Below are 26,468 nucleotides of genomic sequence, written 5' to 3'. Positions count from 1 at the left end.
CGCAGCGTAATCGAACGCGGCAACCTGGTTTGGAAGAAAGACTCACTTCTCCAGCTTGGCGATTTCTTCACCGAATTCACGTATGTCTTCAAAGCTGCGATAGACGGAGGCAAAGCGGATATAGGCCACCTTGTCGAGCCCCTTGAGCTCGTCCATCACCAGGTTGCCCACCAGCTCGGAGGCCACTTCGCGCTCGCCGGTGGCCCGCAGGCGGGATTTGATGTGGTTGACCGCCTTCTCGATGGCCTCCATGCTCACCGGCCGCTTCTCCAGTGCCCGCAGGATGCCGGCACGCAGCTTGTCTTCGTTGAAAGGCTCGCGCGAGCCGTTGGACTTGATGACGCGGGGCATGACCAGCTCGGCCATCTCGAAGGTCGTGAAGCGCTCGTGGCAGAGCAGGCATTCGCGACGGCGGCGTACCTGATGGCCTTCGGCCACCAGACGGGAATCGATCACCTTGGTATCTACCGCACTACAGAAAGGGCAATGCATCGGACCTCCGGCGTTGACGGAAAAGGGCGCCGACCACCGGGGCCGGCTCTAGGCCGGCCAGTGTAGCACGGCCATCCGGAACCGGTAAAAGCCCGTGAAAACAAGGGAAGTGACAGATGCCATCAGCAACCACGAAGTGCATCAATGGCGACATCAGGCAGCCAGAGCACAGTATTGGTGTCGCTCTCTATCAGCTCGACGATGGCTTCTCTCGGACCTTTTCTCCATGCATCCGTGGCATAGAATGCCGCCTGTGAACGGGTCAGATCGTCAAGATCAGCGTAAGCCCGCATCAAAAAATAGACGTCCGGATCGTGCAAGGAAGGGCCATGATTCACCACATCCATTCCCCACTCGCGGTGCAGCGGTAAACTCTGCTCTGCAACCAACCTATGAAACTCTGCCCGGCTACCGGCCTTGAGCCGGTAGTTCCGGATCTCCAGCACTCTCTTCATTGAACTATCTCCTGCCATCTGTTTCTTGAACATCACAGCTGTTTTAGGCACCCATCCCAGTCATCCATTCGACCGGGCTCAATCATCATAAGGCAGGGTATCCGGGTCACAATCCTGATAGTCGGGCGCCGGATCCACGGCAAAGCGACGCGCCTCGATATGGCTGTGGCCCAGCATCAATGCCTTGCCCACCCGGTGCATGCCGTCCATCACCCGGCCGGCGCTGTCCAGCAGGATGGGATAGGCGAGATCGGCCGCCATCATGAGCTGGCAGTGCTCCACCACGCTGCGCACCGTGGGGCTGACGACGCCATGGCCGTACCAGTGCTGCTGGTCGAGCTCGGCAATCTCGTTCAGTGCCACCGCCTGCACCGGCAGATCGCGGCTCAGCCACACCAGCCGGCGCACGTCCCAGGCCAGCAGCCCCTGTTCGCTGGCGCGAAAGTGGTACTGGGCGCGGATCGCCTGCCTGAGCGCTGCCGACGCCAAGTCCCGCTCAGCGTTGCCCCCGCCCCCTGTGCCCTGCAACTGCTCTTTGCTGTGCTGACTCATGGCCCCTCTCATGTTGCCAAACGCCACAAAAAACAATGCCACCCGAGGGTGGCATTGCCGTTCAACCTGAAAGCGGGTCGATTATGCGTAAACCGGGAAACGGCGGCAGATGTCCAGCACCTTCTCGCGGGTGTTGGCCAGCACTTCATCGTTGTCGTGGTTGTCCAGCACATCGCAGATCCAGTGGGTCAGCTGGATGGACTCGGCTTCCTTGAAGCCGCGGCGGGTGATGGCCGGGGTGCCGATGCGCACACCGGAGGTGACGAACGGGGAGCGCGGGTCGTTGGGCACGGAGTTCTTGTTAACTGTGATGTTGGCTTTACCCAGCGCTGCGTCAGCATCCTTACCGGTCAGCTCACGGCCGATCAGATCAACCAGCATCAGGTGGTTGTCGGTGCCGCCGGAGACGATCTTGTAGCCGCGCTCGATGAAGGTGGCAGCCATCGCCTTGGCGTTTTTGACGACCTGGGCCTGATAGGTCTTGAACTCGGGCTCCAGCGCCTCTTTGAAGGCAACGGCCTTGCCGGCGATGACGTGCATCAGCGGACCACCCTGACCACCCGGGAAGACGGCGGAGTTGAGCTTCTTGTAGAGCTCCTCGTCATCAGCGGCGGAGAGGATCAGACCACCGCGCGGACCGGCCAGGGTCTTGTGGGTGGTGGAGGTGACCACGTGAGCGTGGGGCACCGGGTTCGGGTAGACACCGGCGGCGATGAGGCCAGCCACGTGGGCCATGTCGACGAACAGCCAAGCACCGATCTTGTCGGCGATTTCGCGCATGCGAGCCCAGTCGACAACGCCGGAGTAGGCGGAGAAGCCGCCGATCATCATCTTCGGCTTGTGCTCAACGGCCAGACGTTCCATCTCGTCGTAGTCGATCTTGCCGGACTCGTCGATGCCGTAGGGAATGATGTTGTACAGCTTGCCGGAGAAGTTGACCGGGGAGCCGTGGGTCAGGTGACCGCCGTGAGCCAGGTTCATACCCAGCACGGTGTCGCCCGGTTGCAGCAGGGCCATGTAGACGGCGCTGTTGGCCTGGGAGCCGGAGTGCGGCTGCACGTTGGCGTAGGTGGCACCGAACAGCTCTTTGGCGCGCTCGATAGCCAGGGTTTCAACCACATCCACATACTCGCAACCACCGTAGTAGCGCTTGGAGGGGTAACCTTCGGCGTACTTGTTGGTCAACTGGGAGCCCTGGGCTTCCATGACGCGGGGGCTGGTGTAGTTCTCGGACGCAATCAGCTCGATATGCTCTTCCTGACGACGGGTCTCGTCTGTGATGGCCTGCCACAGCTGGGGATCATAGCCGGCAATGGTCATGTCACGTTTCAACATCCGTTTCTCTCCTGAAAATCGTTTGCGCGATAGGTGAAGTGGGCAGGCGCATTGTAACGTGAGCTGGATCAAAGAGACAGTCCAACCACCCAAAAATTTGTTTAAAAAATGTAAAATGCGTCGCAAATTTCACACCGACCAGGCGGGCTGCGACCCGCCGGCGAGCCCACGCCAGCCTAGCCAATCCCCCCTTCATCCGCCACCGATACACTCGGCCAAGAGCCGGAGCATGGCTCATCCGCCGGCAAAAACCAGAGCCAGATCATGGATATAGCATTTACTAACAGATAACATCTTTAACAGGCACAGCAGTTGCCCGGTGCGCAGGCCGGCAACGGAAGGGCCCCTCACCGCATCCGGTCAACTGCTGCTCGCGTCACCCTCTTGTCTTGTCACACCGCAGACTCACGGGAGTAAGCCATGCTGGATAACTTGATGCTGTTTCTGATTATTTCGGTATTCGCGCTGTTCTACTGGATCTACTACACCGGCAGTCGCAAGAGCCCTTTCACCACCCAGTGGGATCAACTGCCCACCCGCGAGCAGTATCTGGCGGCCCACCCGGACGCCATCGATGGCGACATCCTCTTCTGCATTCACTGCGGCCATCATCAGCAGCTGGATGTGGGCCTGGTGCACCAGGCCGACTTCCGCCGCCAGCACCTCTGCGCCCAGTGCAGGCAGCCGCTCTACCGCGAAGAACAATGACCTTCCTGCGCGGACGTGAACCACGCCTCCTTGCCGCTAATCCGGCAGATGCTTCGTCTGCCACGCCCGCAAACCGGCCAGCGCCTGCTCAAACGGCCCGGCCAGCGCCCCCCCATCCAGCTGCCCCTGCTCCACGGCGGCGCACTGCGCCGCGAAATCATCCAGCCCGAGCGCCAGGGCGCTGCCCTTGAGCCTGTGGGCCAGCGCGCGCTGCGCTTCCCCTTCGCTGTGCGCCAGCTCGACCACCAAGGGCACCCCCTGCTCGGCAAACAGGGCGATGAGCTGGCGGATGCGCTGACTGCCGAGCAGGGTCAGATCCGCCTCCAGCACCCGGTTGGCGGTCCCGGTACCAGCGAGCGGCTCGCCCGCCGCCAGGGGAGGCGCCTCCTCCCCCGCAGACAAACGGTCGATGGCCGCGGCCAGCGCCGCCAGCCGCACCGGCTTGCCGACGAAATCGGCAAACCCCGCCGCCAGACAGGCGCGCACATCCTCCGGGTACATCTGGGCCGAGATGGCGATGGCGGGCAGGCCGCAGCCATGCTCCTCCTCGCTGATGGCCACCAGATCCTCGCGCAGCGTCATGCCATCCATGTCCGGCAGGTTGATGTCGAGCAGGGCCAGCTCGAAGGGGCGCTCGGTCACCCGCGCCAGCGCGCTGCGCCCATCCTCGGCCAGGGTGACCCTGTGGCCGAGGCGCGTCAGCATGCCCTCGGCCACCAGCCGGTTGATCTCGTTGTCCTCCACCAGCAGGATCTCCCGCGGCTGGCCGAGGCGCACCGGCTGGGCGCTGACCGGCAGCTGGGCCGCCGAACGCTGCAGCGGCAGGCTGAAGCTGAACTCACAGCCCTGCCCCGGCTCGCTGGAGAGCGTGAGCTCTCCCCCCATGGCGGCCACCAGCCGGCGGCTGATGGCAAGCCCCAGCCCCGTGCCCCCCTGATGGCCCATGTCCCGCTTGCGCTGGCGGAAGGCCTCGAACACAGCCTCCTGCTCCCCGGCCGGAATGCCGGGGCCGGTGTCTTTCACCACGAAGCGGATGCAGGGCTCGGCGCAGGGACCCGCGCAGGCAAACGGGGCCACCACCAGGGTGATGTGCCCCTCGCCGGTAAACTTGACTGCATTGCCCAAGAGGTTCGCCAGCACCTGGCGCAGCTTGCCCAGATCCCCCTCCACCACGGGGGGAAGTGAGGGGGCATACTCCAGCGCCAGCGTCACCCCTTTCGCGTCGGCCCTCGGCCCGAACAGGGCGATCAGCTCCTCGGCCAGCGGGCGCAGGGAGAAGGGCTCGCGGCGCGCCTCCACGTGGCCAGCCTCGATCTTGGAGTAGTCGAGAATGTCGTTGAGGATCTCCAGCAGGGATTCGCCGCTCTGCTCGATGGCGGCCAGGTAGCGCTGCTGGGTCTCGCTGAGGTGGGTGTCCTCCAGCAGGGTGAGGCCGCCGAGGATGCCGTTCATGGGGGTGCGAATCTCGTGGCTCATGGTGGCGAGGAACACCGACTTGGCCCGGTTGGCCTGCTCCGCCTCGGCGCGAGCCAGCCGCTGCTTCTCCACCTCCTCGTTGAGGCGCGCATTGGCGTGGCTGAGCTGCTCCGTGCGCTCCTCGACCCGCGACTCCAGCTCCCGCTGGTAGCGGCCAAGTTCGATGGCGTTGTCACGAAACACCTGCAGCGCCCGCGCCAGCTCCGCCAGCTCGTCGCGCCCGACCTCCCCAACCGGCGTCAGCGGCGCCAGATCCCCCTTCGCCAGCCGGCTCATCCCGGCGACCGTTCGCTGCAGCGGCCAGACGATGCGACCATAGACCATGCGCCACATCAACAGGATGAGCAGCACCAGGGTGAGCAGGCCGATCACCATCAGGGCCTGCTCCAGCAGCTTGAGCCGCTGGCTCAATGCCTGCTGGCTCTCTCCCAAGGAGTCGCGGGCCTGACTGACCAGGGTGCCGACCTGGCGGTTGAGACTCCCCATCAGGGCGTCGTTGGCGGCGGCCAGCACCCGCAGCGCCTCCCCCTTGCCGAGCCAGTCGCTGCGCAGTTGCACCAGCCGATCGCTCTGCTCCAGCACAGTCAGCGCCTGCTCCACCGCCTGGCGGCGGGCCGGATCGGTCACCGCTCCCGCTCGCAGCCGCAGGATGGCCAGCTCACCGCGCACCTCCTGCAGCAGGGTTTGCAGCCCCTCCTGCCGGTCGCTACGCCAGATCTCCTCGATGCGCTGCTGCTGCATCAGGGTGCGATGGCGCAGCTCCGTCATCTGCTCCAGCCAGTCGAGATCCTGTTCCAGCAGCCTATCGATCGCCCGATCTGCAGACCGCCCCTGCAGTGAATAGAGAGAGCCGAGCCCCGCCACCATCACGGTTTCGGCGTTCTCCATCTGGCTGCGGGCCAGCTCCGCCACCTGACCGGCGGCCGTCACCAGGCGGGAGCGCAAGGCGCTACCGTCGGCCATCAGCGTCAGCCGCTCCCCCACCAGCCAGCCCTGCTGGCCCAGGTTGCCGATGATGGTCTGGCTGAGGCGATGCAGCTCATCTGGGGTCTGCTTGCCGCCACCATGACCCAACTGCTCCAGCACCTGTTGCATCTGCTGCCCCTGCAGGGTGAGCAGCCGCCCCTGATGCACCCGCTCCCCCTCGCTGGTGGCGGAGGCCAGCAGGTGAGATGAGCTCTGGATCTCGCCGCCGAGCCGCGCCAGGGTGCGGGCCAGCTCCTGATCCGCCAGGGTCTGCTGCACCCCCTGCTCCAGCTGGCGCAGGTGGCTGAGCCCGAACCAGCCCAGCAGGGAGGCCCCCAGGGTCAACAGCGCCATCAGGGAGAAGGCCAGCAGCAGCTTGCCACCCAGGCCGGAAAAGATTCTCACGCGAAGCCCCTTGGTTGTGGTCGACTTTGACCGGATAATATGGCCCCACACTTTAACAAAACCCCCGGCCATGCGAAGCGTCTGTCTCTCCCTGTTGCTCCTGCTGCTCCCGGCCTGCGCCCTCGCCTTCGAGGTAGATCACTGGCCGGACGGCGCCTTCGGCGGCAAGCCGGCCCGTCTGAACTGGCAGGGGCCTGCCCCCGTCACGCGCCCCCTGACCCTGTGCGCCCTCTACCCCCACCTGCGCGACGCCTACTGGCTGTCGGTCAATCAGGGCATGGTGGAGGAGGCCAAGCGGCTTCGCGTGAAGCTGCGCATCCACGAGGCGGGCGGTTACGGCGCCCTTGCCGAACAGCGCCGCCAGTTGCAGCAGTGCGTGAGCGAGGGGAGCGACGCCATCCTGCTCGGAGCGGTGAGCTACGATGGGCTCGGCGAGGCGATCGGCGCCAGCCCGCTGCCGGTGTTCGGCCTGGTCAACGATCTGCCCGCCGGACTGGTCAAGGCCAAGGTGGGGGTCTCCTGGTATCAGATGGGCTGGCAGATGGGCCACTGGCTGGCAATGCGCCACCCTGCCGGCAGCCCGCAGGTGACGGTGGCGCTCTTTCCCGGCCCGCAGGCGAGTGGCGGCAACAACTTCGTCGAGCCCGGCTTTGCCGCAGCCATCCAGGGCAGCGCCATCAGACTGGTGACCACGGCGCGCGGTGACAACAGCCGCGAGATCCAGCGCACCCTGGTGCAGCAGACCCTGGCCCGCCACCCCGACCTCGACTATCTGGTGGGGGGCGCCATCGCCGCCGAGGTGGCGGTCAACGAGCTGGCCCAGCGCCAACTCACAAAACCCCAAGTGTTGAGCACCTACTTCAGCCACGGGGTGCAGCGCGGCCTGCGCCGGGGCAAGGTCCTGGCCGCCAACAGCGATCAGATGCGCCAGCAGGGGCGCCTTGCAGTGGCCCAGGCGGTCTGCCTGTTGCAAAGTCCCGAGGCCGGCGAGCAGCAGTGCCCGCGGGTGATGGGCCCCCCCATCCTGACCCTGGAGGCCCCCCTGGCCAATCCCGCCAACTCTCTGTCCGATGGCACCTTTCGCCCCGTCTACCGGGTCGGCTTCGACGCCAGCGGCAACTAACCCAGCACTCAAGGAGAAGAGATGAACACATTGCATGCGAGCTGCCTGTGCGGCGCCGTGGCCCTGACCCTGCCGGATCAGTTCGACTACATGGGCAACTGCCATTGCAGCGAGTGCCGCAAGTTTTCCGGGGCGGACTACGCCTCCGTCGGCGGGCTGGATGGTGACAAGGTAACCATCGCGAAGGGGAGCGAGGCCATCGGCCGCTACCATAAATCGGACGAGACCAGCCTCGCCTTCTGCCGCCACTGCGGCTCCAGCCTGTTCAGCCAGAAGCGCAGCACGGGCAAGATCAATCTGCGGCTGGGGATACTGGACGAGGCGCCGAGCCAGAAGCCCGCGTTTCACATCTTCGTCGGCTCCAAGGCGCCCTGGCACCAGATAGGGGACGACTGCCCGCAGTTTGACACCCGGCCATCGGCCTGAGTGCCTCGCAAAGCTGAGGATCAGGCGGCCAGCTCGCCGGCAAACAGGTAGCCTTCCCCGTGAACTGTGACAAACAGCTGGGGATCCCGGGGATCCTGCTCCATCTTGCCTCGCAGCCGGCGGATCAGTACGTCTATGGTGCGATCGCTCGGGCCATCGCCGCGGTGGCTGGTGAGGGCCAGGATCCGCTCCCGACTCAGCACCCGCCCGGCGTTGGCGATAAAGGCCACCAGCACCTCGTACTCCGCCTTGGTCAGGCGCACCGGCACCCCGTCCTTGCTGAGTTGGCGACGGGGAATATCGAAGCGCCAGGGACCAAAGCGCACCGCATCGTCGGCCGGGGCCGGCTCGCACGGCTGGGCTGCGGCCAACGAGATGCGCCATAGCAGGTTCTTGACCCGCACCAGCAACTCCCTGAGCTCAAACGGCTTGGTGACATAGTCATCGGCCCCCATCTCAAGGCCGACGATCCTGTCCACCGCATCGCTGCGACCGGTCACCAGGATGATCCCCACTGTGCTGCGGGCGCGCAGTTCACGAGTCAGCAGCAAGCCATCCTCCCCCGGCAGGTTGATGTCCAGCATCACCAGGGCCACCTCCTGCTCTGCCAGCACGGCCCGCATCTCCTGGCCGTTTTCGACCGCGGTCACCCGATAGCCTTCCCGTTCGAAATAGCCAGTCAGCTTCTCGCGGGTGACGGCATCGTCTTCAACAACCAGAATGTGGTGGCTCATGGGCAAGGTCCGCGGCGTTCAACAAGGGAGGGTTATTCTATTCATATTTTGTCATAAATACCCCTATTTCATTAATTTCCGACGGCAGCCCTGTTCACAACGCCTCCCTATCATGGCCTCCATCAAAAAAGTGATGTGAGAGACCATTATGAAAAAACTGTGGCATTTCCTGCGCACACCCAGCCGTCGCTGGTCGGTGCTGGCGCTGGTTCTGGCCGGCGTCGGGGTCACCCTGGCCGGCAGCGTCGGCTTGCACTACGGCTTCGAGAAGACCAGTACCCTCGAGTTCTGTATCTCCTGCCATACCATGAAGGACACCGTGTATCCCGAGTACAAGGAGTCCATTCACTTCAAGAACGCCTCCGGCGTCCAGGCCGTCTGTACCGACTGCCACCAGCCGAAGGACTTCGTCGGCAAGGTGGCCCGCAAGATGGAGGCGGCCAACGACCTCTATCAGCAGTACATCGGTCACAGCATCGACACCCAGGAGAAGTTTGAAGACCGGCGTCTGCACCTGGCCGAGAAGGTCTGGGCGCGCATGAGCAGCCAGAACTCCAAGACCTGCAAGTCCTGCCACAGCTACGACAACATGGACCACGCCAAGCAGTCTCCTGCCGCCGCCAAGGCGATGACCGAGGCCGCCGCGAAGAACATGAACTGCATCGAGTGCCACAAGGGCATCGCTCACGAACTGCCGAACATGGCGGGCGGCTTCCGTGCCACCTACGCCACCCTGGCAAGCGAAGCCCAGCAGGCACCGGCCGCCGAGACCCTCTACACCCTGGGTGAGAAGGATCTCTACGAAAGCGAAGAGAGCACCGATCCGGTCGGCAAGCTGCTGCCCGCCTCCCGCATCGAAGTCGTGGCCCGCAGCGGCGATCGCCTCAAGGTGACCATCGAAGGCTGGCGCGAAACCGAAGGCAAGGGCCGCGTGCTGAGCGAGTACATGGGCAAGCGAGTCTTCGTAGCCACCATCCGTGACGAGCTCAAGGCCAACGAGAAGATCCTGAAACAGGAAACCGACAGCGCTACCCATATCAAGTGGGAACAGGTGCAGGTGCAGGCCTGGGTCGATGGCAAGGGCCTCGAATCCTCCCTCAAACCGATCTGGGATTACGCCGGCGAGATGTACAAGTCCACCTGCAACTCCTGCCACGCGGCGCCGGATCCGGCTCACTTCACCGCCAACGGCTGGATCTCGGGTCTCAAGGCCATGTCCGCCTACTACCGCCTGAGCAAGGAAGAGGAGCGCACCCTGCTCAAGTACCTGCAAAACCATGCCGCCGATACCGGTGGTCAGGGCAGCCACTAATTCCGGATTCGAAAGAGGAATAACAAGATGATCAATATTTCCCGTCGTGGTTTTCTGGGTGGCTTGCTGGCCAGCGGTGCCAGCGCCCTGATCGGCCCCTCCCTGCTCGGTCGCGCCGTGATGGCCGCCGAGTCCGGCGAAAAACTGGTGCAGTCCGGCTCCCACTGGGGCGCCTTCCGCGCCCGTGTGGTCAACGGCCGCTGGGTCGAGACCCTGCCGTTCGAGCATGACAAGCATCCGACCGAGATGCTCAAGGCCCTGAGTGAAGTGGTCTACAACCCCTCCCGCATCCGCTACCCCATGGTGCGTCTGGACTGGCTGCGCAAGGGCCACCAGTCCGACACCAGCGAGCGCGGCCAGAACCGCTTCGTGCGGGTGACCTGGTCCCAGGCGCTGGACTTCTTCTATCACGAGCTGGAACGGGTGCAGAAGACCTATGGCCCGAGCGCCCTCTACGCCGGTCACTCAGGCTGGCAGTCGGTCGGCAAGCTGCACTCCGCCGGCGCCATGCTGGGCCGCGCCATGAACCTGCACGGTACCTATCTGGCCAAGGCCGGTGACTACTCCACCGGTGCCGCCCAGGTGATCCTGCCCCACGTGGCGGGCGCCATGGAGGTGTACGAGCAGCAGACTTCCTGGCCCCTGGTGCTGGAGCACAGCAAGACCATCGTCATCTGGGGTTCTGATCCCATCAAGAACCTGCAGGTGGGCTGGCTGGTGCCGGATCACAGCGTCTACGAATACTGGGCACAGCTGAAAGAGAAAGTGGCCAAGGGCGAGATCAAGGTCATCAGCGTCGACCCGGTCAAGTCCAAGACCCAGAAGTACCTCAATTGCGATCAGGTGACCCTGAACCCGCAAACCGACGTCCCACTGATGCTGGGTATCGCCCATACCCTTTACAGCGAGAAGCGTCACGACGAGGCCTTCCTCAAGAACTACACCACCGGCTTTGACAAGTTCCTGCCCTATCTGCTGGGCACCAAGGATGGTCAGGTGAAAGATGCCGAGTGGGCCTCCGCCATCTGTGGCGTGCCTGCCGAGACCATTCGCGAGCTGGCGCGCACCATGGCCAGCGGTCGCACCCAGCTCATCGGCGGCTGGTGCGTGCAGCGCATGCACCACGGCGAACAGTACGCCTGGATGCTGGTGGTACTGGCCTCCATGCTGGGCCAAATTGGCCTGCCGGGCGGCGGCTACGGTTTTGGCTGGCACTACAACGGCGCCGGTACCATCACCAGCACGGGCCCCATCATGTCCGGCTTCAGCTCGGTCATTCCCGGGGTCAAGCCGCTGCACGACGGCGACTGGAAGGGCTACTCCAAGTTCATCCCGGTGGCCCGTTTCGTCGACTGCATCCTGAACCCGGGCAAGACCATCGCCTTCAACGGTCAAACCATCACCTACCCGGAGATGAAAATGGCGGTGTTCTGCGGCAACAACCCGTTCCACCACCAGCAGGATCGCAACAAAATGATCGCCGCCTGGCGCAAGCTGGAAACCGTGGTGAGCGTGGATCACCAGTGGACCGCCAGCTGCCGCTTCGCCGATATCGTGCTGCCGGCCACCACCACCTACGAGCGGGATGACATCGAGCAGTGGGGTTCCCACTCCAACGCCGGCATCTTGGCCATGCACAAGGTGGTCGAGCCGCTGTTCGAGGCGCGCGACGACTACGACATCTTCGCTGATCTCTGCCGTCGCTTCGATCGCGAGGCCGAGTTCACCGGTGGCAAGAGCAAGCTGGAGTGGATCCAGAGCATCTATGACGACGCCCGCCTGCAGGGCCGCGGCATCGGTATCCGCCTGCCCCGCTTCAGCCAGTTCTGGCACGGTGAAGGCTTCGTCAGCTTCCCGGCGGGCCAGCCCTGGGTGCGGCACGAGTCGTTCCGCAAGGAGCCGGATCTGGAGCCGCTGGGCACCCCGTCCGGCCTCATCGAGATCTACTCCAAGACCATCGCCGACTACGGCTACGCAGATTGCCCGGGCCACCCGGTCTGGATCGAGCCTTACGAGCGCTCCCACGGCGGGCCGGGCAGCCAGCAGTTCCCGCTGCACCTGCAATCCTGTCACCCGGACAAGCGGCTGCACAGCCAGCTCTGCTCCTCCGATACCTACCGTGCCACCTACACGGTGCAGGGGCGCGAGCCTGTCTACATGAACCCGCAGGACGCCAGGGCGCGCGGGCTCAAGGACGGGGATCTGGTGCGGGTCTTCAACGGCCGCGGTCAGGTGCTGGCCGGTCTGGTGGTGAGCGATGACTACGCCCCCGGCGTGGTGCGCATCCAGGAAGGTGCCTGGTACGGCCCGCAGGAGGGCGGCAAGGTGGGGACCTTGTGTACCTATGGCGATCCCAACGTGCTGACCGCGGACATCGGCTCCTCCAGCCTGGCGCAGGCCACCACGGCCCACACCGCGCTGGTGGAGATCGAGAAGTTCCACGGGCAGGCGCCGGCCGTCACCGCCTTCGGGGCACCGGAATCCGCCAAGGGCATCGATCCCATGTTCCCGGCACTGTGACCCGAGGGGACGAAAGTCACCCCTTGAGTTTCCTTTATTTTTAAAGTCGTTAGAATCGGGAGCCTCTATGGCTCCCGATTGTCATCCACGGAGGATAAATGCAGGAATTCATGGCTACCAGCGAACGCCGGGCCGAGCTTTACTGGTGGTTCTCCACCCTGTTCGCTGCCGAGCTCAGTGATGCACAGATCGCTGAATACGACACCTATGACGTGCGCAGCTTCTTGAAGAGCCTCTCCACTCTCGACCCCATGCGCGAGGCCGTGGCCGAACTGAACGAGGCCATCGCCCGCCTGCTGGTGCGCCAGGATCGCCAGCTGGAGCTCGCCGCCGACTTCGCCGGTCTGTTCCTGGTGGATCCCAAGCAGGGTGCCCTGCCTTACGAATCGCTCTATCGCGGCGAGGGCAAGCTGCTGATGCAGGCCCCCATGAGCGAGATGCAGGCCCGCCTCGAACGCCTCGGCATCAACGTCAGCGATAAATACAAGGAGCCTGCCGATCACCTGGCCATCGAGCTGGATCTGATGGGCAACCTCATCATCCGCGCCGCCGAGGCGACCACCGCCGCCCAGCGTGAAAGCTGGCTCGGCGAGCAGGAGTCCCTGCTGCACGGCCACCTGCTCGGCTGGTTCGACAAATTCGAGAGCGCCTGCCGCGCCGCCGACCAGTTCGGCTTCTACGGCGCCAGTGCCCGGCTGCTAGGGGTATTCCTCAAGATGGATGCCAACTACCTGAGCCTGGTCAAACCGGCGCAAGCCGCCGACTAAGCCGATGAAGACAGCCCTGCTTCTCATTGCATGCTGGCTGCTGGCCCTGATCCCGCAGGATCAGGGCATTACTCCCCTCGTCACCCTGCTGTTCAATCCGGACCGGGAACTCTACAGCACCGCCCAGCTCACCGGCTTCGCCGGCATACTGCTGACCCTCTACCTCGCCAACCTCGGCGTCGAGGTGGTGCTGCGCCGCCGCTTCCAGATAGCGGGCATGCTGGCCCTGCTGGCCGCCTGGATCGACTTCATTCACAGCAGTGGCAGCGAGGCCCACTGGCTGCTGCTCTACGTCATGGCGCTGCCGTTTCACGTGGTCGGCTGGCTGGTGCTGGTGCGCGGCATCCAGGCGTTTGGCCGCCAGAAAGGCTGAAAAAGCGCCAAAACTATTACAAATCATGACAGCCCGATCCCCCCGGTTGCCCTTGTGGCAAGGTCAGCGGGGTAATTGCGGGTAACATTCGCTTACATTCAGCTCCCGTTCAGTTTCACGACAACCGCTATAGTGCCGCTCCTTTTCCGACCGATACAGGAGCATCAGCATGCCTCCACAGGATGCGCGCATCACAGGCCTCGATCTGCTGCGAGGGCTCGTCATCTTCATGGCCGTCTTCGAGCACTACACCGGCTACCTCAACTACTGGTACATCGACTTCTTCAATCGGGAGCACGCCCTGTGGGACAGCTTCTACCTCTCCCACAAGGCGATGGCCGGTCAGCTGCTGCCCATGGATCATCTGACGGCCCAGGTGTCGGCCTGGCTCATCCCCTGGGTCAGCCAGATCTACCTGGCGCTGGCCGCCTTCAACCTCAGTCGCCGTGATCAGGCCAGCTTCAGACCGCAGCTGGGCGGCAAGCTGGTGCTGTTCGCCAGCATCATACTGGTGCTCTATGTGGAAGGACTGGTCATCGCCCCCAACTTCGGCGAGGCGATCTCTTTCTATCCGGTGATGCTGTGGATGTGCCTGCTGGCGCTCTTCTCGCTGGTCTACGCCTGGTTCGGCATCCGCGGCATGCTGCTGCTGACCCTGCTCAGCCTGCTGCTGGATCAGCTCGGCGTGCAGGATCTGCTCGGTCACCTCGACGGCTGGATGAAGCTGCACGTGCACCCCGACTACGAGCTGGATGCCCGCCTCGACCTCTTCATGGCCAGCGGCTGCTTCGGCTTCCTCTACGGCTGGTGCTGGCATCAGCGACCCCAATGGCGGGACCGCCTCAACACGCTGGTGCTGACGCTCTCGCTGGTGGCACTGGCCTGCTATCTCATGTTCGGCGAAACCAGCACGGTCGAGCTCAGCGACATCTACGCCAACGAGCACGAGCTGGCGATGGACATGATCGGGCGTGCCGGCATCTGGGGCATGGAGTTTCTGGTGATCGGGGCCGTGCTCTGGCTGCATCAGCGCAACATTCGCCTCTGCTGGCGCCCCCTCAACTGGATCGGCATGTACTCGCTGACCGTCTTCATCTTCCACAAGAGCATCTTCGTGCACCTGTGGGGCCCGCTCCTGCTGTGGTGGACCGCCCGCCAGGGCACCATCCTGCCCAACAATTTCGGCCTCATCATGGCGCTCAGCGCCACCAGCGTGCTGCTCATCTACGCCTTCCAGCGCTCCGGCATCATCTGCCACCTGATGGGCATGCATCAGGATCGGGACTGGGTACGGCTCTATGGCAACAAATAAGCACTGGCTGGTGCTGCTGCTCCTGGCGCTGCCGGTCTGCGCCAAGGAGCTGGCCATCGGCGGTCAGTGGCAGCTGGACAGCAAGCAGGCGGGCAGCGGCAGCAGCGACAGCACCCAGTTCTGGGTCGGCTACGAGCGGGAGACCCTGGTCGGCCTCATCTTCGCCGACGGCCAGAGCGCCGGGGTGGCGCTGCCGCTCTACGACAAGAGCTTTATCGCCCTCGGCGTCAGCCCGATGGAGGTGATCGACCGCACCCGCTTCAGCGCGCTCTGGCGCCTGGGCTGGCAACTGGATGACGATCACCAGCTGACCCTGGGCCAGCTCTATGACGTCAGCGGGCGCTATGGCCAGCTCTGGTACATGGAGCACAGCCTGCCGCTGCCCGCCGGGCTCTCCCTCAATCTCTGGCTGACCCGCGGCAGTCAGGCCCACATGGCCGCCTATGGGGCGAACGAAGGCTTGCGGGACTGGGGGCTCACGCTGGAGCGCAGCTGGTGCTGGCAGCAGTGGCGACTGGGCACCGAGCTCGGCGCCAAGCAGTGGCTCATCAAGGAGCATGACTGGCAACCTGTGATCAACCTCACCCTGAGCTACCACTTCGGAAAATAACCAAATTGGTGGCAAATGAGCCCCCACCTCTTCCCTCCAGCAGGCTTCATGCCATACTGACAACACCTCAAATGACAAAACAGTCAATTTCGGAGTCCCGTGATGGGGAAAGAGCTTTTCGACGCCATGCCCGATCCGCCGCAGGCGGGGCAGTTGAGCGTGAACGAGCTGCAGCAGCTGTTCGAACTGGCCCCGTTTGGCATAGGCATCTTCGATCGCCACTTTCGCTGCCGCAGCGTCAACCAGACCCTGGCCGACCTCAACGGCCTCTCCCGGGAGGAGCACTATGGCCACACCCTGCGGGAAATCGTCCCGGCCCTGGCCCCCGTGCTGGAGCCCCTGTTCCAGCAGATCATCAGCAGCGGCGTCCCCCGGGTCGAGCTGAACCTGAGTGGCCATACCGCGGCCCACCAGGGTCGGCAGCGCCACTGGCAGGCGATCTACAGCCCCATGCTCGACGAACAGGGCGTGCCCGACGGCATTCTCACCATTGTGCGCGACGTGACCGAACAGGTCGAGTCGCAGCGGCGGCTGCAACTGGCCATGAATGCCGGCCGGATCGGGGTATGGGAGTGGCACGTCAAGGAGGACAGACTGCAGTTTGACGGCCGGGTCGAGCAGCTGCTCGGCACCGCCGCCAGCGAGTTTCAGGGGGGAATGGAGCAGTTCATCAAGCGCTTCGATCCCCTCTCTGGCGAGCAGCTCAGGGCGGCGCTCAAGGGCACGGCCCCCATTCATCTCACCCTAGGTTACCTGGGGCCCGATCAGCAGCGAGGCTGGGTCGACATCCATGCCGATCACGTGGCGGCCAGCGAACATCTGGGGCGACGTATCGCCGGGGTGATCCACGACGCAACCGATCGCTGCACCCAGGAAGACAAGCTGCGCCAGGCCAACGTGGTGTTCGAAACCGCTGCCGAAGGCATCATCATCATGGATGGCCAGCGCCAGATCATCTCGGTCAACCCGGCCTTCTGCAGCATGACCCAGTACGAGGAGGAGGAGGTCGTCGGCAAGTCACCAGAAGCCATCATGCACCCGCGCCGCCACACCGACATCGACTACCCCTGGCACACCCTGCTGCCTGGCAGCCACGCCTGGCATGGCGAGATGATGTGCCTGCGCAAGGATGGCGGCTACTTCACCTCCTGGCAGCATGTCAGCGCCGTCCACGACAGCCGCCACAACACCACCAACTATGTCATCGCCTTCTCCGACATCAGCGCCATTCGCAAGGCCGAGGCACAGCTCAACCACCTCGCCTATCACGATCCCCTGACCGAGCTCGGCAACCGCAACCTGCTGCAGGAGCGGCTTGAGCTGGAGATCAAGACAGCCCACCTCAACCGGCAGCAGCTCGCCTTGCTGTTCATCGATCTGGACGGCTTCAAACTGATCAACGACACCCTGGGCCACCGGGCCGGGGACGAGCTGCTCAAGCTGCTGGCCGAGCGCATTCGCCGACTGCTTCACCACAACGACGTGGCGGCCAGGCTGGGGGGCGACGAGTTTCTGGTGCTGATCCCCTACTTCGAGCAGCCGGAGGAGCTGGCCAGGCTCGCCGAGCATCTGCTGGCCCGCCTGCGCGAGCCGGTCGAGCTGGATCACGAGCGGGTGGCCGTCTCCGCCAGCATCGGCATCGCCCTCTATCCGGAACACGCCACCACCCCGGACACCCTGGTCAGTGCCGCCGACAGCGCCATGTACGAGGCGAAGAACCAGGGCCGCAACGGTTACCTCTTCTATACGCCGGACATGACGGAACAGACCCGGGAGCGACTGAGCATGGAGCAGGGGCTGTTCCAGGCCATCGAGCAGCAGCAGCTCTGCATCCTCTATCAACCCATGACGGATCTGGCCAGCAACCAGCTGAGCGGGCTGGAAGCCCTGCTGCGCTGGCAACACCCCAGCGAGGGCATGATAGGGCCGACCCGCTTCATTCCGGTGGCCGAGGAGTGCGGCCTTATCGAGCAGATCGGGGAGTGGGTGATGCGTACCGCCTGTCAGCAGGGGCAAGCCTGGCTGGCCGCAGGGCTGGCGGTGCCCAGACTGTCGGTCAATGTGTCGGTACGGGAGATGCGCTCGGCAGGTTACGTGGAGCGGGTCGCCGCCATCCTGGCCGAGACCGGTTTTCCGCCGCAGCGGCTGGAGATAGAGGTCACCGAGAGCATCATCCAGCGGGTCGACCAGAGTCTGCAGCTGTTCAAGCGGCTGAAGGAGCTGGGGGTGCAGATCGCCATCGACGATTTTGGCACCGGCTTCTCATCCCTGAGCCTGCTGAAAAGCCTGCCCATCGATCGGATCAAGATAGACAAGACCTTCGTGCAGGCGCTGCCCGATGACAAGCACAGCCGGGAGCTGTGCCGCACCATCGTCAACCTGGCCGACAGCCTGGGCATGATGGTGACCGCCGAAGGGATAGAGACCCAGGCCCAGCGCCAGTTTCTGCAATCCCTCCACTGTCAGGAGGGGCAGGGCTATCTGTTCAGCCATCCGCTGGCCGAGCCCCATCTGGCGGCGCAGCTGGCATCGGGCAGGAATCACTGGTGCTGACCCCGCGCCAGGGGGGTGACAGCCACTGCCGGCTCAATCGTTGAAGGTCAGCCTGGCGTCCCACCCTTCGTCCTGCTGCCGGCGTGACTCTTCCAGCAAGGAGTCCTGCGGATAGGAGGACTTTTTCTCCCCGAGGGTGACGGACACCGGCGGCTTGCGCGCCAGCCATGCCTCGCTCAGCTGGCCGCTGATGTGATCCCGCAGTGAGGGTGAATCGGGCTGTGTCGGTGTCAGTTCAAGACCGTTGGCATGGGAGGCGGCCAATGCGGCCTCATCGGTGGCCTTCGGGGCCTCGAACTGCCAGAGGGAGGAGCAAAGAAGCAGGGTCAACACGGGGGCTGTCTCCATCGATAAAAGCGACGTTTTACCCAATCGGCGATGAATTGTCATCGACGCGACTGTAAGCGGATGTTGCCATCTATCCAAAAGTCTAATTGCCCTCCCCCGCCAAAGGTATAAGTTGTTATCCAATCATTACAAAAATGTATTAAAAGGAGTGACACATGAGCGAGAGCAAGGTCTACCCGGTCAAAGCCCACATCAGCCAGGGCGCCCTGCTGGACAAGGCAGGCTATGAGGCCATGTACCAGGCCTCGGTGCAGAACCCGGATGCCTTCTGGGGCGAGCAGGGCAAGATCCTCGACTGGATGAAGCCCTATACCCGGGTCAAGAACACCTCCTACGATCCGGGCCACGTCTCCATCAAGTGGTATGAAGACGGCCTGCTCAACGTCTCTGCCAACTGCCTGGATCGCCATCTGAGCGAGCGCGGCGACAAGGTCGCCATCATCTGGGAAGGGGACAACCCGGCCGAGGATCGCAAGCTCACCTATCGCGAGCTGCACACCGAGGTGTGCAAGTTTGCCAACGTCTTGAAGGCACAAGGGGTGCATCGCGGCGACGTGGTCTGCCTCTACATGCCCATGGTGCCGGAAGCGGCCATCGCCATGCTGGCCTGTACCCGCATCGGCGCCGTGCACAGCATCGTCTTCGGCGGTTTCTCGCCAGAAGCCCTGGCCGGCCGCATCATCGACTCCGGCTCCACCATCGTCGTCACCGCCGATGAGGGGCTGCGCGGTGGCCGCCCGGTGCCGCTCAAGAAGAACGTGGATGAAGCGCTCACCAACCCGGAGACCAAGGTCAGCAAGGTGATCGTGCTCAAACGTACCGGCGGCAACATCGCCTGGCACAACCACCGCGACCTGTGGTGGCATGAGGCAACGGCTGCCGTCAGCAGCGACTGCCCGCCGGAGGCGATGGGGGCCGAAGACCCGCTCTTCATCCTCTACACCTCCGGCTCCACCGGCAAGCCCAAAGGGGTGCTGCACACCACCGGCGGCTATCTGGTCTATGCCACGCTCACCTTCAAGTACATCTTCGACTACCACGAGGAGGACATCTACTGGTGTACCGCCGACGTGGGCTGGGTCACCGGCCACTCCTACCTGGTCTACGGGCCACTCGCCAACGGCGCCACCACCATCATGTTCGAAGGGGTGCCCAACTACCCGGCGACCAACCGCATGAGCCAGGTGGTGGACAAGCACCAGGTCACCATCCTCTACACCGCCCCCACCGCCATCCGCGCGCTGATGGCCAAGGGCAACGAGGCCGTTGAGGGTACCTCCCGTTCGAGCCTGCGCATCATGGGCTCGGTGGGCGAGCCCATCAACCCGGAAGCCTGGGAGTGGTACTACCGCACCATAGGCGACGAGCGCTGCCCCATCGTCGACACCTGGTGGCAGACCGAGACCGGCGGCATCCTCATCAGCCCGCTGCCCGGCGTCACCGATCTCAAGCCAGGCTCGGCCACCCGCCCCTTCTTCGGCGTGCAGCCGGCGCTGGTGGACAACATGGGCGAGCCGCTGGAGGGGGCCACCGAGGGCAACCTGGTGATCACCGACTCCTGGCCGGGCCAGATGCGCACCGTATTCGGCGATCACGAGCGCTTCGAGCAGACCTACTTCTCCACCTTCCCCGGCCGCTACTTCACCGGCGACGGTGCCCGTCGCGACGAGGATGGCTACTACTGGATCACCGGCCGGGTGGATGATGTACTGAACGTCTCCGGCCACCGCATGGGTACCGCCGAGATCGAATCCGCGCTGGTGGCTCATCCCAAGATCGCCGAAGCGGCTGTGGTGGGGGTACCGCACGAGATCAAGGGCCAGGGCATCTATGCCTATGTCACCCTGATCGCCGGCGAAGAGCCGAGCCGGGAGCTGCACAAGGAGGTGAAGGAGTGGGTCCGCAAGGAGATCGGCGCCATCGCCACCCCTGACGTGATCCACTGGGCCGAGGGGCTGCCCAAGACCCGTTCCGGCAAGATCATGCGGCGCATTCTGCGCAAGATCGCCACCGGCGAGACCGACAGCCTGGGGGATATCTCCACCCTGGCGGATCCGGGCGTAGTGGACAAACTCATTCGCGAGAAGTCCGAAGCCGCCTGATCCCGTCTGCCTTTTGCCTCCAAAGCCGGCCCTGTGCCGGCTTTGTCATTCCTGCTAGTGAGTGTTTTGACAGTCGACCAGACAGAGCAAAAAACAGACAGATGTAGAGATTAGACCAGTAAAATGCTGCTAATTTTCACGAAATCAATATAATTGCGAAATCTGTGTGCCAGTGCACACCGATTTGAGCAGAAAATGGCTAGATTTCTGGTAGTCCACAAGATAGCTGACAGATAGCAGCATTATCATCGAGGATGTACTCAATATGTCGCAAAAACACCGAATTCTCCTGCTCAACGGGCCGAACCTGAACCTGCTGGGCAAACGGGAACCGGGCATCTACGGCAGCAAGACGCTCGATGAGATCGTCGCCGATCTGACGCTAAGTGCCGGCGAACTCGGGGTCACACTGGAACACCTGCAATCCAACGCCGAACATGAGCTGGTCGGCCGCATCCACCAGGCCATGGGTCAGGTGGACTTCATCATCATCAATCCGGCCGCCTTCACCCACACCAGCGTCGCCATCCGCGATGCGCTGCTGGGTGTGGCCATCCCCTTTATCGAGGTTCACCTGTCCAACGTCCACGCCAGGGAACCCTTCCGTCATCACTCCTATCTGTCTGATGTCGCCAAGGGGGTCATTTGTGGGCTGGGGGCCGATGGCTACCAATTCGCTTTAACCGCGGCCGTGCACCAGTTGCGCGCGGCTTGATAATCACTGATCAGATAAAGAAGAAAGAGAATGCTAATGGATATCCGCAAAATCAAGAAGCTGATTGAACTGGTTGAAGAGTCCGGCATCGCCGAACTGGAGATCTCCGAAGGTGAAGAGTCCGTTCGCATCAGCCGCAACTTCTCCGGTCAGGTGACCGCTGCTCCGCAGATGATCATGCCGCAGGTTGCTGCTCCGGTAGCCGCTCCTGTCGCCGCCGCCCCGGCCGCCGCAGCACCGGCTGCCGACGCCACCCCGGCCGGTCACCTGATGCGCTCCCCCATGGTCGGTTCCTTCTACCGCTCTTCCAGCCCGGAAGCCAAGCCGTTCGTGGAAGTGGGCCAGCACGTCAATGTCGGCGATACCCTGTGCATCGTCGAAGCCATGAAAATGATGAACCAAATCGAATCCGACAAGGCCGGCGTGATCAAAGCGATCCTGGTTGAAAATGGTCAGGCCGTCGAATTCGACGAGCCGCTGTTCATCATCGAATAAGGGAAATCGCCACCCATGTTGGACAAAGTAGTCATCGCCAACCGCGGTGAAATTGCCCTGCGGATCCTGCGCGCCTGCAAAGAGCTCGGGATCAAGACAGTGGCCGTTCACTCCACCGCCGACCGGGAGCTCAAGCATGTGCTGCTGGCCGACGAAACCATCTGTATCGGCAAGCCGGCCAGTACCGACTCCTACCTCAACGTGCCGGCGATCATCGCCGCCGCCGAGGTGACCGGTGCCGTTGCCATTCACCCCGGCTACGGCTTCCTCTCCGAGAACGCCGACTTTGCCGAAGTGGTCGAGAAATCCGGCTTCGTCTTCATCGGCCCGCGCGCCGAGACCATTCGCCTGATGGGTGACAAGGTCTCCGCCATCGAGGCGATGAAGAAGGCGGGCGTACCCTGCGTACCGGGCTCCGACGGTCCGGTTGACAGCGATGCCAAGCACAACGCCGCCATTGCCAAGCGCATCGGCTACCCGGTGATCATCAAGGCCGCCGGTGGCGGTGGTGGTCGCGGCATGCGCGTGGTGCGCAGCGAAGCCGAGCTGGCTGCCGCCATCGCGCTGACCAAGTCCGAAGCAGGCCAGTTCTTCAAGAACGACATGGTCTACATGGAGAAGTACCTGGAGAACCCGCGCCACATCGAGATCCAGGTGCTGGCAGACGGCCAGGGCAACGCCCTCTATCTGGGCGAGCGCGACTGCTCCATGCAGCGTCGCCACCAGAAGGTGGTCGAAGAGGCGCCGGCGCCGGGCATCACCGCCGAGATGCGCAAGTTCATCGGTGAACGCTGCGTGCGCGCCTGTATCGAGATCGGCTACCGCGGTGCGGGTACTTTCGAGTTCCTGTACGAGAACGGCGAGTTCTATTTCATCGAGATGAACACCCGTATCCAGGTAGAGCACCCGGTTACCGAGATGGTCACCGGCGTCGACCTCATCAAGGAGCAGCTGCGCATCGCCGCCGGCCAGCCCCTGTCGATCACCCAGCAGGACATCCGCATCCGTGGCCACGCCATCGAGTGCCGGATCAACGCCGAAGACCCGGCCACCTTCATGCCGTCTCCGGGCCTGATCCAGCGCTTCCACGCGCCGGGCGGTCTGGGCGTGCGTTGGGACTCCCACATCTACGCCGGCTACAAGGTGCCGCCCTACTACGACTCCATGATCGGCAAGCTGATCTGTTACGGTGAAAACCGCGACGTCGCCATTGCCCGCATGCGTCAGGCGCTGGACGAGCTGGTGGTGGAAGGGATCAAGACCAACGTCTCTCTGCAAAAAGAGATCATGAAGGACGAAAACTTCCAGCACGGTGGTACCAATATCCACTACCTGCACAAGAAGCTGGGTCTGTAAGACTCGCGTCCGCAGATCTTCTGCTGAAAAAGGGCCATGGCGACATGGCCCTTTTTTGTTATCCTTGCGCCCCTCGAAATTGTCGGAGGCCAAGGTGAACCGTTTTGCGCTCGCTCGTCGGGAAGCAGCACTCTGCCTGCTGCTGACCCTGCTCTACTTCCTTGCCTGGTATGGCACGGCCTATTTCATCCCCGAAGAGATCGAATTCTGGGATATGCCGCTCTGGTTCCTGCTCAGCTGCATTCTGATGCCGCTGCTGTTCATCGTGCTGTGCGGCCTGATGGTGGATCGCCTGTTCGTGGATATCCCCCTCGACTCCCAGCCCCTCGATGACAAGGAGCCTCCCCATGAATCTTGAGCTGCTGCTGCCGCTGTGCATCTATCTGGTGCTGGTGCTGGGGGTCGGTTTCTGGGCCAGCCGCCACCGGGTGGGCGGTGACTTCGTGCAGGAGTACTTCATCGGCAACCGCAGCATGGGCGGCCTGGTGCTGGCCATGACCCTGGTGGCCACTTACACCTCGGCCTCCTCCTTCATCGGCGGGCCGGGTGCCGCCTACAAGATTGGCCTCGGCTGGGTGCTGCTGGCGATGATCCAGCTGCCCACCGTCTGGCTCACCCTGGGGGTGCTTGGCAAGAAGTTCGCCATCATCGCCCGCCGGGTCAATGCGGTGACCATCAACGACATGCTGTGGGCCCGCTACCAGAGCAGGGCCGTGGTGGTGCTGGGCTCGGTCACCATCATCCTCGCCTTCATCGCCACCATGGTGGTGCAGTTCATCGGCGGCGCCCGCCTGCTGGAGACCGCCACCGGCCTCTCTTATCAGCAGGGGCTGTTCCTGTTTGCCGGCTGCGTGCTGCTCTACACGGTGATCGGCGGCTTTCGCGCCGTGGTGATGACCGATGCGCTGCAGGGGATCATCATGCTGATCGGCACCGGCGCCCTGCTGGCGGGGATCCTGATCGCGGGGGATGGTTTGCCCAACCTCATCCACCAGCTCAAGGCGATCGATCCCAAGCTGGTGAGCCCGCAGGGGGCCGGCGACATGCTGACCCAGCCCTTCATGCTGAGCTTCTGGGTACTGGTCTGCGTCGGGGTGGTGGGGCTGCCCCACTCGGCCCTGCGCTGCTTTGGCTATCGCGACAGCAAGGCGCTGCATCGCGGCATCCTGATCGGCACCGTCGTCAGCGCCTTCCTGATGTTCGGCATGCACCTGGCCGGGGCGCTGGGCCGCGCCATCCTGCCCGGCATGGACAGCCCGGACAAGATCATGCCCTCCCTGATGATGGAGGTGCTGCCCCCCTGGCTGGCCGGGGTCTTCCTGGCGGCCCCCATGGCGGCCATCATGTCCACCATCGACTCCCAGCTGATCCAGGCCTCCGCCACGCTGGTGAAGGATCTCTACCTCAACTACCTGAGCCCGGAGAAAGCCGGCCAGGAGAAGCTGGAGGTACGGGTGCCGCGCCTCTCTCTGCTCTGCACCCTGATCCTGGGCACTCTGGTGCTGCTGGCGGCGCTGCAGCCCCCCGAGATGATCATCTGGCTCAACCTGCTCGCCTTTGGCGGACTGCAGGCGGTGTTCCTCTGGCCGCTGGTGCTCGGCCTCTACTGGTCACGGGCCAACGGCCCGGGAGCCCTGGCCAGCATGGTGTGCGGCATCCTCTGCTACGCCGTCCTGAGCCAGTGGGGGATCAAGCTGGCCGGCCTGCACGCCATAGTGCCGAGCCTGGCGCTGGGGCTGATCGCCTTCGTGCTGGTCAGCCTGCTCACCCCGGCTCCGAGCCAGAGCGTGCGGCGGCTCTTCGAACCTTGTTCAGCAATGGATTAATAAAGGGTTCCGAAACTATCCCAAAATGGGTGCTTTAAGGGTAAACTGTGCGCCATGTCACAAAACAGTGCACCCTTATGCCCGTCCAGAACGCCAGACAGATCCTGACCCAAGCCCTGCAGCGACTCGGTTACGCCCTGTTGCTGCCGGTCTCCATCCTGCCGCTGGCGGCCCTGCTCTATCGGCTCGGCCAGCCGGACGTGCTGGATCTGGCGGTACTCTCCCTCACCGGTCGCGCCCTGTTCAGCCAGATGCCGCTCATCTATGCGGTGGCCATCGCCTTCGGACTGAGCCGCCAGGGCGAGGGGAGCCAGGCGCTGGCCGGGGCGGTCAACTTCCTGCTGCTGAGCTCGGCGCTCGGCACCCTGGCCCCCGGCCTGCACAGCGACATGATCTGCGGCCTGCTGGCGGGATTGACCACCGCCATCGTCTACCCCTGGCTCAAGCGCCACCCCATGCCCCACTGGCTGCGGCTGGTCAACGGCGATTTCACCAGCCTGCTCGCCTCGGCGCTGGCCTGCCTGCTGCTGGCCTTCCCCCTCGCGCTGCTCTGGCCGCTGCTGGAGCAGGGCATCACCCTGCTCGCCTCCGAACTGCTCACCACCCCGTTCGGCGCCTTCTGCTACGGCGTGCTGAACCGGCTGCTGATCCCGCTCGGTCTGCACCAGGTGCTGGGCAGCCTCATCGGGCTGGGGGAGAGCAACCTGCAGGCGCTGGCCAGCGCCCAGCCGCTGCACGAAGGCTATGTGGCCGGGCTCTACCCCATCATCATGTTCGGCCTGCCTGGCGCCTGTTTCGCCATCTGGCTGCACCGCCAGCGCATGCAGCGGTTGCCGCAAGGGGGGCTGCTGCTCACCCTGGCGCTCACCTCGGCGCTGGTGGGGATCACCGAACCCATCGAGTTCCTGTTCGCCTTCACCGCCCCCTGGCTGTTTCTGGCCCACGCCCTGCTGACCGGATTGTCGCTCGCCACCTGCAGTGCGCTCGGCATCAAGGTGGGCAGTTACTTCTCCGCCGGCCTGCTGGATCTGGTGCTGAGCTACCACGCCGGCGAGCACAGCTTCTGGCTCATTCCGGTCGGCATCCTGTTCTTCGTCGCCTACACCTTGCTGTTCTACCAGCTGCTGGAGCGCACGCCCCTCAGCCTGCCGAGCAAGCCCATCGCCCCGGAACACCCACGGCTGGCGAGCGTCGCCCCCTCCGATCCCCAGATGCTGGCGATCCAGTACCTCAAGGTGCTGGGGGGCATGGACAACCTGCAGGCGATGAGCGTCTGCCTGACCCGCCTCAGCCTGCGGGTACGCGACATCTCGCTGGTGGATCAATCCCGCCTGCTGGGGCTGGGCTGCCTCTCCTGGATCCAGCTCAACGACCATCAGCTGGTGCTGGTGCTGGGCCCCAACGCCAGCCTCATTGAAGGGCAGATCCGCATGCTGGCGGAGCGCCAGTCGGTGCCACTCGGCCTCAAGCCCAATCAGGAGTCCGCCGGCCAGAGCGGCTGGTAGCC

General features: G+C 63.8%; 24 protein-coding genes. 17 read left to right on the top strand and 7 right to left on the bottom strand.

Going from position 1 to position 26,468, the window contains the following annotated elements:
* Positions 1-42: 42 nt before the first annotated feature.
* From nrdR to glyA, 4 genes are all read right to left on the bottom strand, one after another.
* Positions 43-492 carry a transcriptional regulator NrdR gene (gene nrdR / locus CK627_RS09085; protein WP_005298086.1) on the bottom strand — a complete coding sequence of 150 codons (450 nt, stop codon included), beginning with the start codon at positions 490-492 and terminating at the stop codon, positions 43-45.
* 122 nt (positions 493-614) lie between these two features.
* Positions 615-947 (bottom strand): NIPSNAP family protein, encoded by a 333-nt coding sequence (locus CK627_RS09080; RefSeq protein ID WP_095592163.1) that lies wholly within the window; start codon positions 945-947, stop codon positions 615-617.
* A gap of 78 nt (positions 948-1,025) precedes the next feature.
* Positions 1,026-1,499, bottom strand: coding sequence for a hypothetical protein (locus CK627_RS09075; protein WP_095592162.1), 474 nt, complete (start codon positions 1,497-1,499; stop codon positions 1,026-1,028).
* 81 nt (positions 1,500-1,580) lie between these two features.
* A complete protein-coding gene (glyA, locus tag CK627_RS09070) occupies positions 1,581-2,834 on the bottom strand; it encodes a serine hydroxymethyltransferase (protein WP_017783745.1) in 1,254 nt (417 codons plus the stop codon).
* Between the two features lie 420 nt (positions 2,835-3,254).
* Here glyA and CK627_RS09065 point away from each other — a divergent pair, with 420 nt between their 5' ends.
* Positions 3,255-3,542 carry a hypothetical protein gene (locus CK627_RS09065; RefSeq protein WP_017765166.1) on the top strand — a complete coding sequence of 96 codons (288 nt, stop codon included), beginning with the start codon at positions 3,255-3,257 and terminating at the stop codon, positions 3,540-3,542.
* Positions 3,543-3,578: 36 nt separating this feature from the next.
* Here the strand turns inward: CK627_RS09065 and torS are convergent, their stop codons facing one another.
* Positions 3,579-6,389: a TMAO reductase system sensor histidine kinase/response regulator TorS gene (gene torS / locus CK627_RS09060; protein ID WP_095592161.1), complete on the bottom strand. Its 2,811-nt coding sequence runs from the start codon at positions 6,387-6,389 to the stop codon at positions 3,579-3,581.
* 70 nt (positions 6,390-6,459) lie between these two features.
* On the opposite strand from torS, the gene torT reads away from it, so the two are divergent.
* Both torT and CK627_RS09050 read left to right on the top strand, forming a co-directional pair.
* A complete protein-coding gene (gene torT, locus CK627_RS09055) occupies positions 6,460-7,512 on the top strand; it encodes a TMAO reductase system periplasmic protein TorT (protein ID WP_095592160.1) in 1,053 nt (350 codons plus the stop codon).
* A 21-nt stretch (positions 7,513-7,533) separates the two neighbouring features.
* Positions 7,534-7,938, top strand: coding sequence for a GFA family protein (locus tag CK627_RS09050; RefSeq protein ID WP_095592159.1), 405 nt, complete (start codon positions 7,534-7,536; stop codon positions 7,936-7,938).
* A gap of 20 nt (positions 7,939-7,958) precedes the next feature.
* Here CK627_RS09050 and torR read toward each other — a convergent pair whose 3' ends face one another.
* Positions 7,959-8,672, bottom strand: coding sequence for a two-component system response regulator TorR (gene torR, locus CK627_RS09045; RefSeq protein ID WP_095592158.1), 714 nt, complete (start codon positions 8,670-8,672; stop codon positions 7,959-7,961).
* A gap of 148 nt (positions 8,673-8,820) precedes the next feature.
* On the opposite strand from torR, the gene torC reads away from it, so the two are divergent.
* From torC to CK627_RS09010, 7 genes are all read left to right on the top strand, one after another.
* Positions 8,821-9,984 carry a pentaheme c-type cytochrome TorC gene (gene torC, locus CK627_RS09040; RefSeq protein ID WP_095592157.1) on the top strand — a complete coding sequence of 388 codons (1,164 nt, stop codon included), beginning with the start codon at positions 8,821-8,823 and terminating at the stop codon, positions 9,982-9,984.
* Between the two features lie 27 nt (positions 9,985-10,011).
* Complete coding sequence (gene torA / locus CK627_RS09035) at positions 10,012-12,504, top strand: trimethylamine-N-oxide reductase TorA (RefSeq protein ID WP_095592156.1); 2,493 nt, start codon at positions 10,012-10,014, stop codon at positions 12,502-12,504.
* Positions 12,505-12,602: 98 nt separating this feature from the next.
* Positions 12,603-13,271 carry a molecular chaperone TorD gene (gene torD, locus CK627_RS09030; RefSeq protein WP_095592155.1) on the top strand — a complete coding sequence of 223 codons (669 nt, stop codon included), beginning with the start codon at positions 12,603-12,605 and terminating at the stop codon, positions 13,269-13,271.
* A gap of 4 nt (positions 13,272-13,275) precedes the next feature.
* Positions 13,276-13,644 (top strand): hypothetical protein, encoded by a 369-nt coding sequence (locus CK627_RS09025; RefSeq protein WP_095592154.1) that lies wholly within the window; start codon positions 13,276-13,278, stop codon positions 13,642-13,644.
* Between the two features lie 169 nt (positions 13,645-13,813).
* Positions 13,814-14,956 (top strand): hypothetical protein, encoded by a 1,143-nt coding sequence (locus tag CK627_RS09020; RefSeq protein WP_017779922.1) that lies wholly within the window; start codon positions 13,814-13,816, stop codon positions 14,954-14,956.
* Complete coding sequence (locus tag CK627_RS09015) at positions 14,943-15,566, top strand: hypothetical protein (RefSeq protein WP_095592153.1); 624 nt, start codon at positions 14,943-14,945, stop codon at positions 15,564-15,566. Before CK627_RS09020 ends, CK627_RS09015 begins: the two co-directional genes overlap by 14 nt.
* Positions 15,567-15,668: 102 nt before the next feature.
* Positions 15,669-18,119: a sensor domain-containing protein gene (locus tag CK627_RS09010; protein ID WP_095592152.1), complete on the top strand. Its 2,451-nt coding sequence runs from the start codon at positions 15,669-15,671 to the stop codon at positions 18,117-18,119.
* 33 nt (positions 18,120-18,152) lie between these two features.
* Here the strand turns inward: CK627_RS09010 and CK627_RS09005 are convergent, their stop codons facing one another.
* Positions 18,153-18,452: a hypothetical protein gene (locus CK627_RS09005; protein WP_017765178.1), complete on the bottom strand. Its 300-nt coding sequence runs from the start codon at positions 18,450-18,452 to the stop codon at positions 18,153-18,155.
* 170 nt (positions 18,453-18,622) lie between these two features.
* Between CK627_RS09005 and acs the strand changes: the two genes are divergently transcribed.
* The 7 genes from acs (at position 18,623) to CK627_RS08970 (ending at position 26,466) form a co-directional block, all read left to right on the top strand.
* On the top strand, positions 18,623-20,569 hold the full coding sequence (acs, locus tag CK627_RS09000; protein ID WP_005298042.1) for an acetate--CoA ligase: 1,947 nt from the start codon (positions 18,623-18,625) through the stop codon (positions 20,567-20,569).
* 265 nt (positions 20,570-20,834) lie between these two features.
* Positions 20,835-21,284: a type II 3-dehydroquinate dehydratase gene (gene aroQ / locus CK627_RS08995; protein ID WP_005298040.1), complete on the top strand. Its 450-nt coding sequence runs from the start codon at positions 20,835-20,837 to the stop codon at positions 21,282-21,284.
* A gap of 36 nt (positions 21,285-21,320) precedes the next feature.
* Positions 21,321-21,779 (top strand): acetyl-CoA carboxylase biotin carboxyl carrier protein, encoded by a 459-nt coding sequence (gene accB / locus CK627_RS08990; RefSeq protein WP_005298038.1) that lies wholly within the window; start codon positions 21,321-21,323, stop codon positions 21,777-21,779.
* 15 nt (positions 21,780-21,794) lie between these two features.
* Complete coding sequence (gene accC / locus CK627_RS08985) at positions 21,795-23,135, top strand: acetyl-CoA carboxylase biotin carboxylase subunit (protein WP_005298029.1); 1,341 nt, start codon at positions 21,795-21,797, stop codon at positions 23,133-23,135.
* Positions 23,136-23,214: 79 nt separating this feature from the next.
* Positions 23,215-23,493 carry a DUF997 family protein gene (locus CK627_RS08980; RefSeq protein ID WP_010633080.1) on the top strand — a complete coding sequence of 93 codons (279 nt, stop codon included), beginning with the start codon at positions 23,215-23,217 and terminating at the stop codon, positions 23,491-23,493.
* Positions 23,483-24,961 carry a sodium/pantothenate symporter gene (gene panF / locus CK627_RS08975; protein ID WP_095592151.1) on the top strand — a complete coding sequence of 493 codons (1,479 nt, stop codon included), beginning with the start codon at positions 23,483-23,485 and terminating at the stop codon, positions 24,959-24,961. The genes CK627_RS08980 and panF overlap by 11 nt, the downstream gene beginning before the upstream one ends.
* Positions 24,962-25,038: 77 nt before the next feature.
* Complete coding sequence (locus CK627_RS08970; protein ID WP_095592150.1) at positions 25,039-26,466, top strand: PTS transporter subunit EIIC; 1,428 nt, start codon at positions 25,039-25,041, stop codon at positions 26,464-26,466.
* Positions 26,467-26,468: the final 2 nt, after the last annotated feature.

The organism is Aeromonas dhakensis, assembly GCF_002285935.1.
Classification (GTDB): domain Bacteria; phylum Pseudomonadota; class Gammaproteobacteria; order Enterobacterales; family Aeromonadaceae; genus Aeromonas; species Aeromonas dhakensis.
The sequence above is the reverse complement of the archived record's forward strand: the minus strand, read 5'-3'. Positions and strand labels throughout refer to the sequence as shown.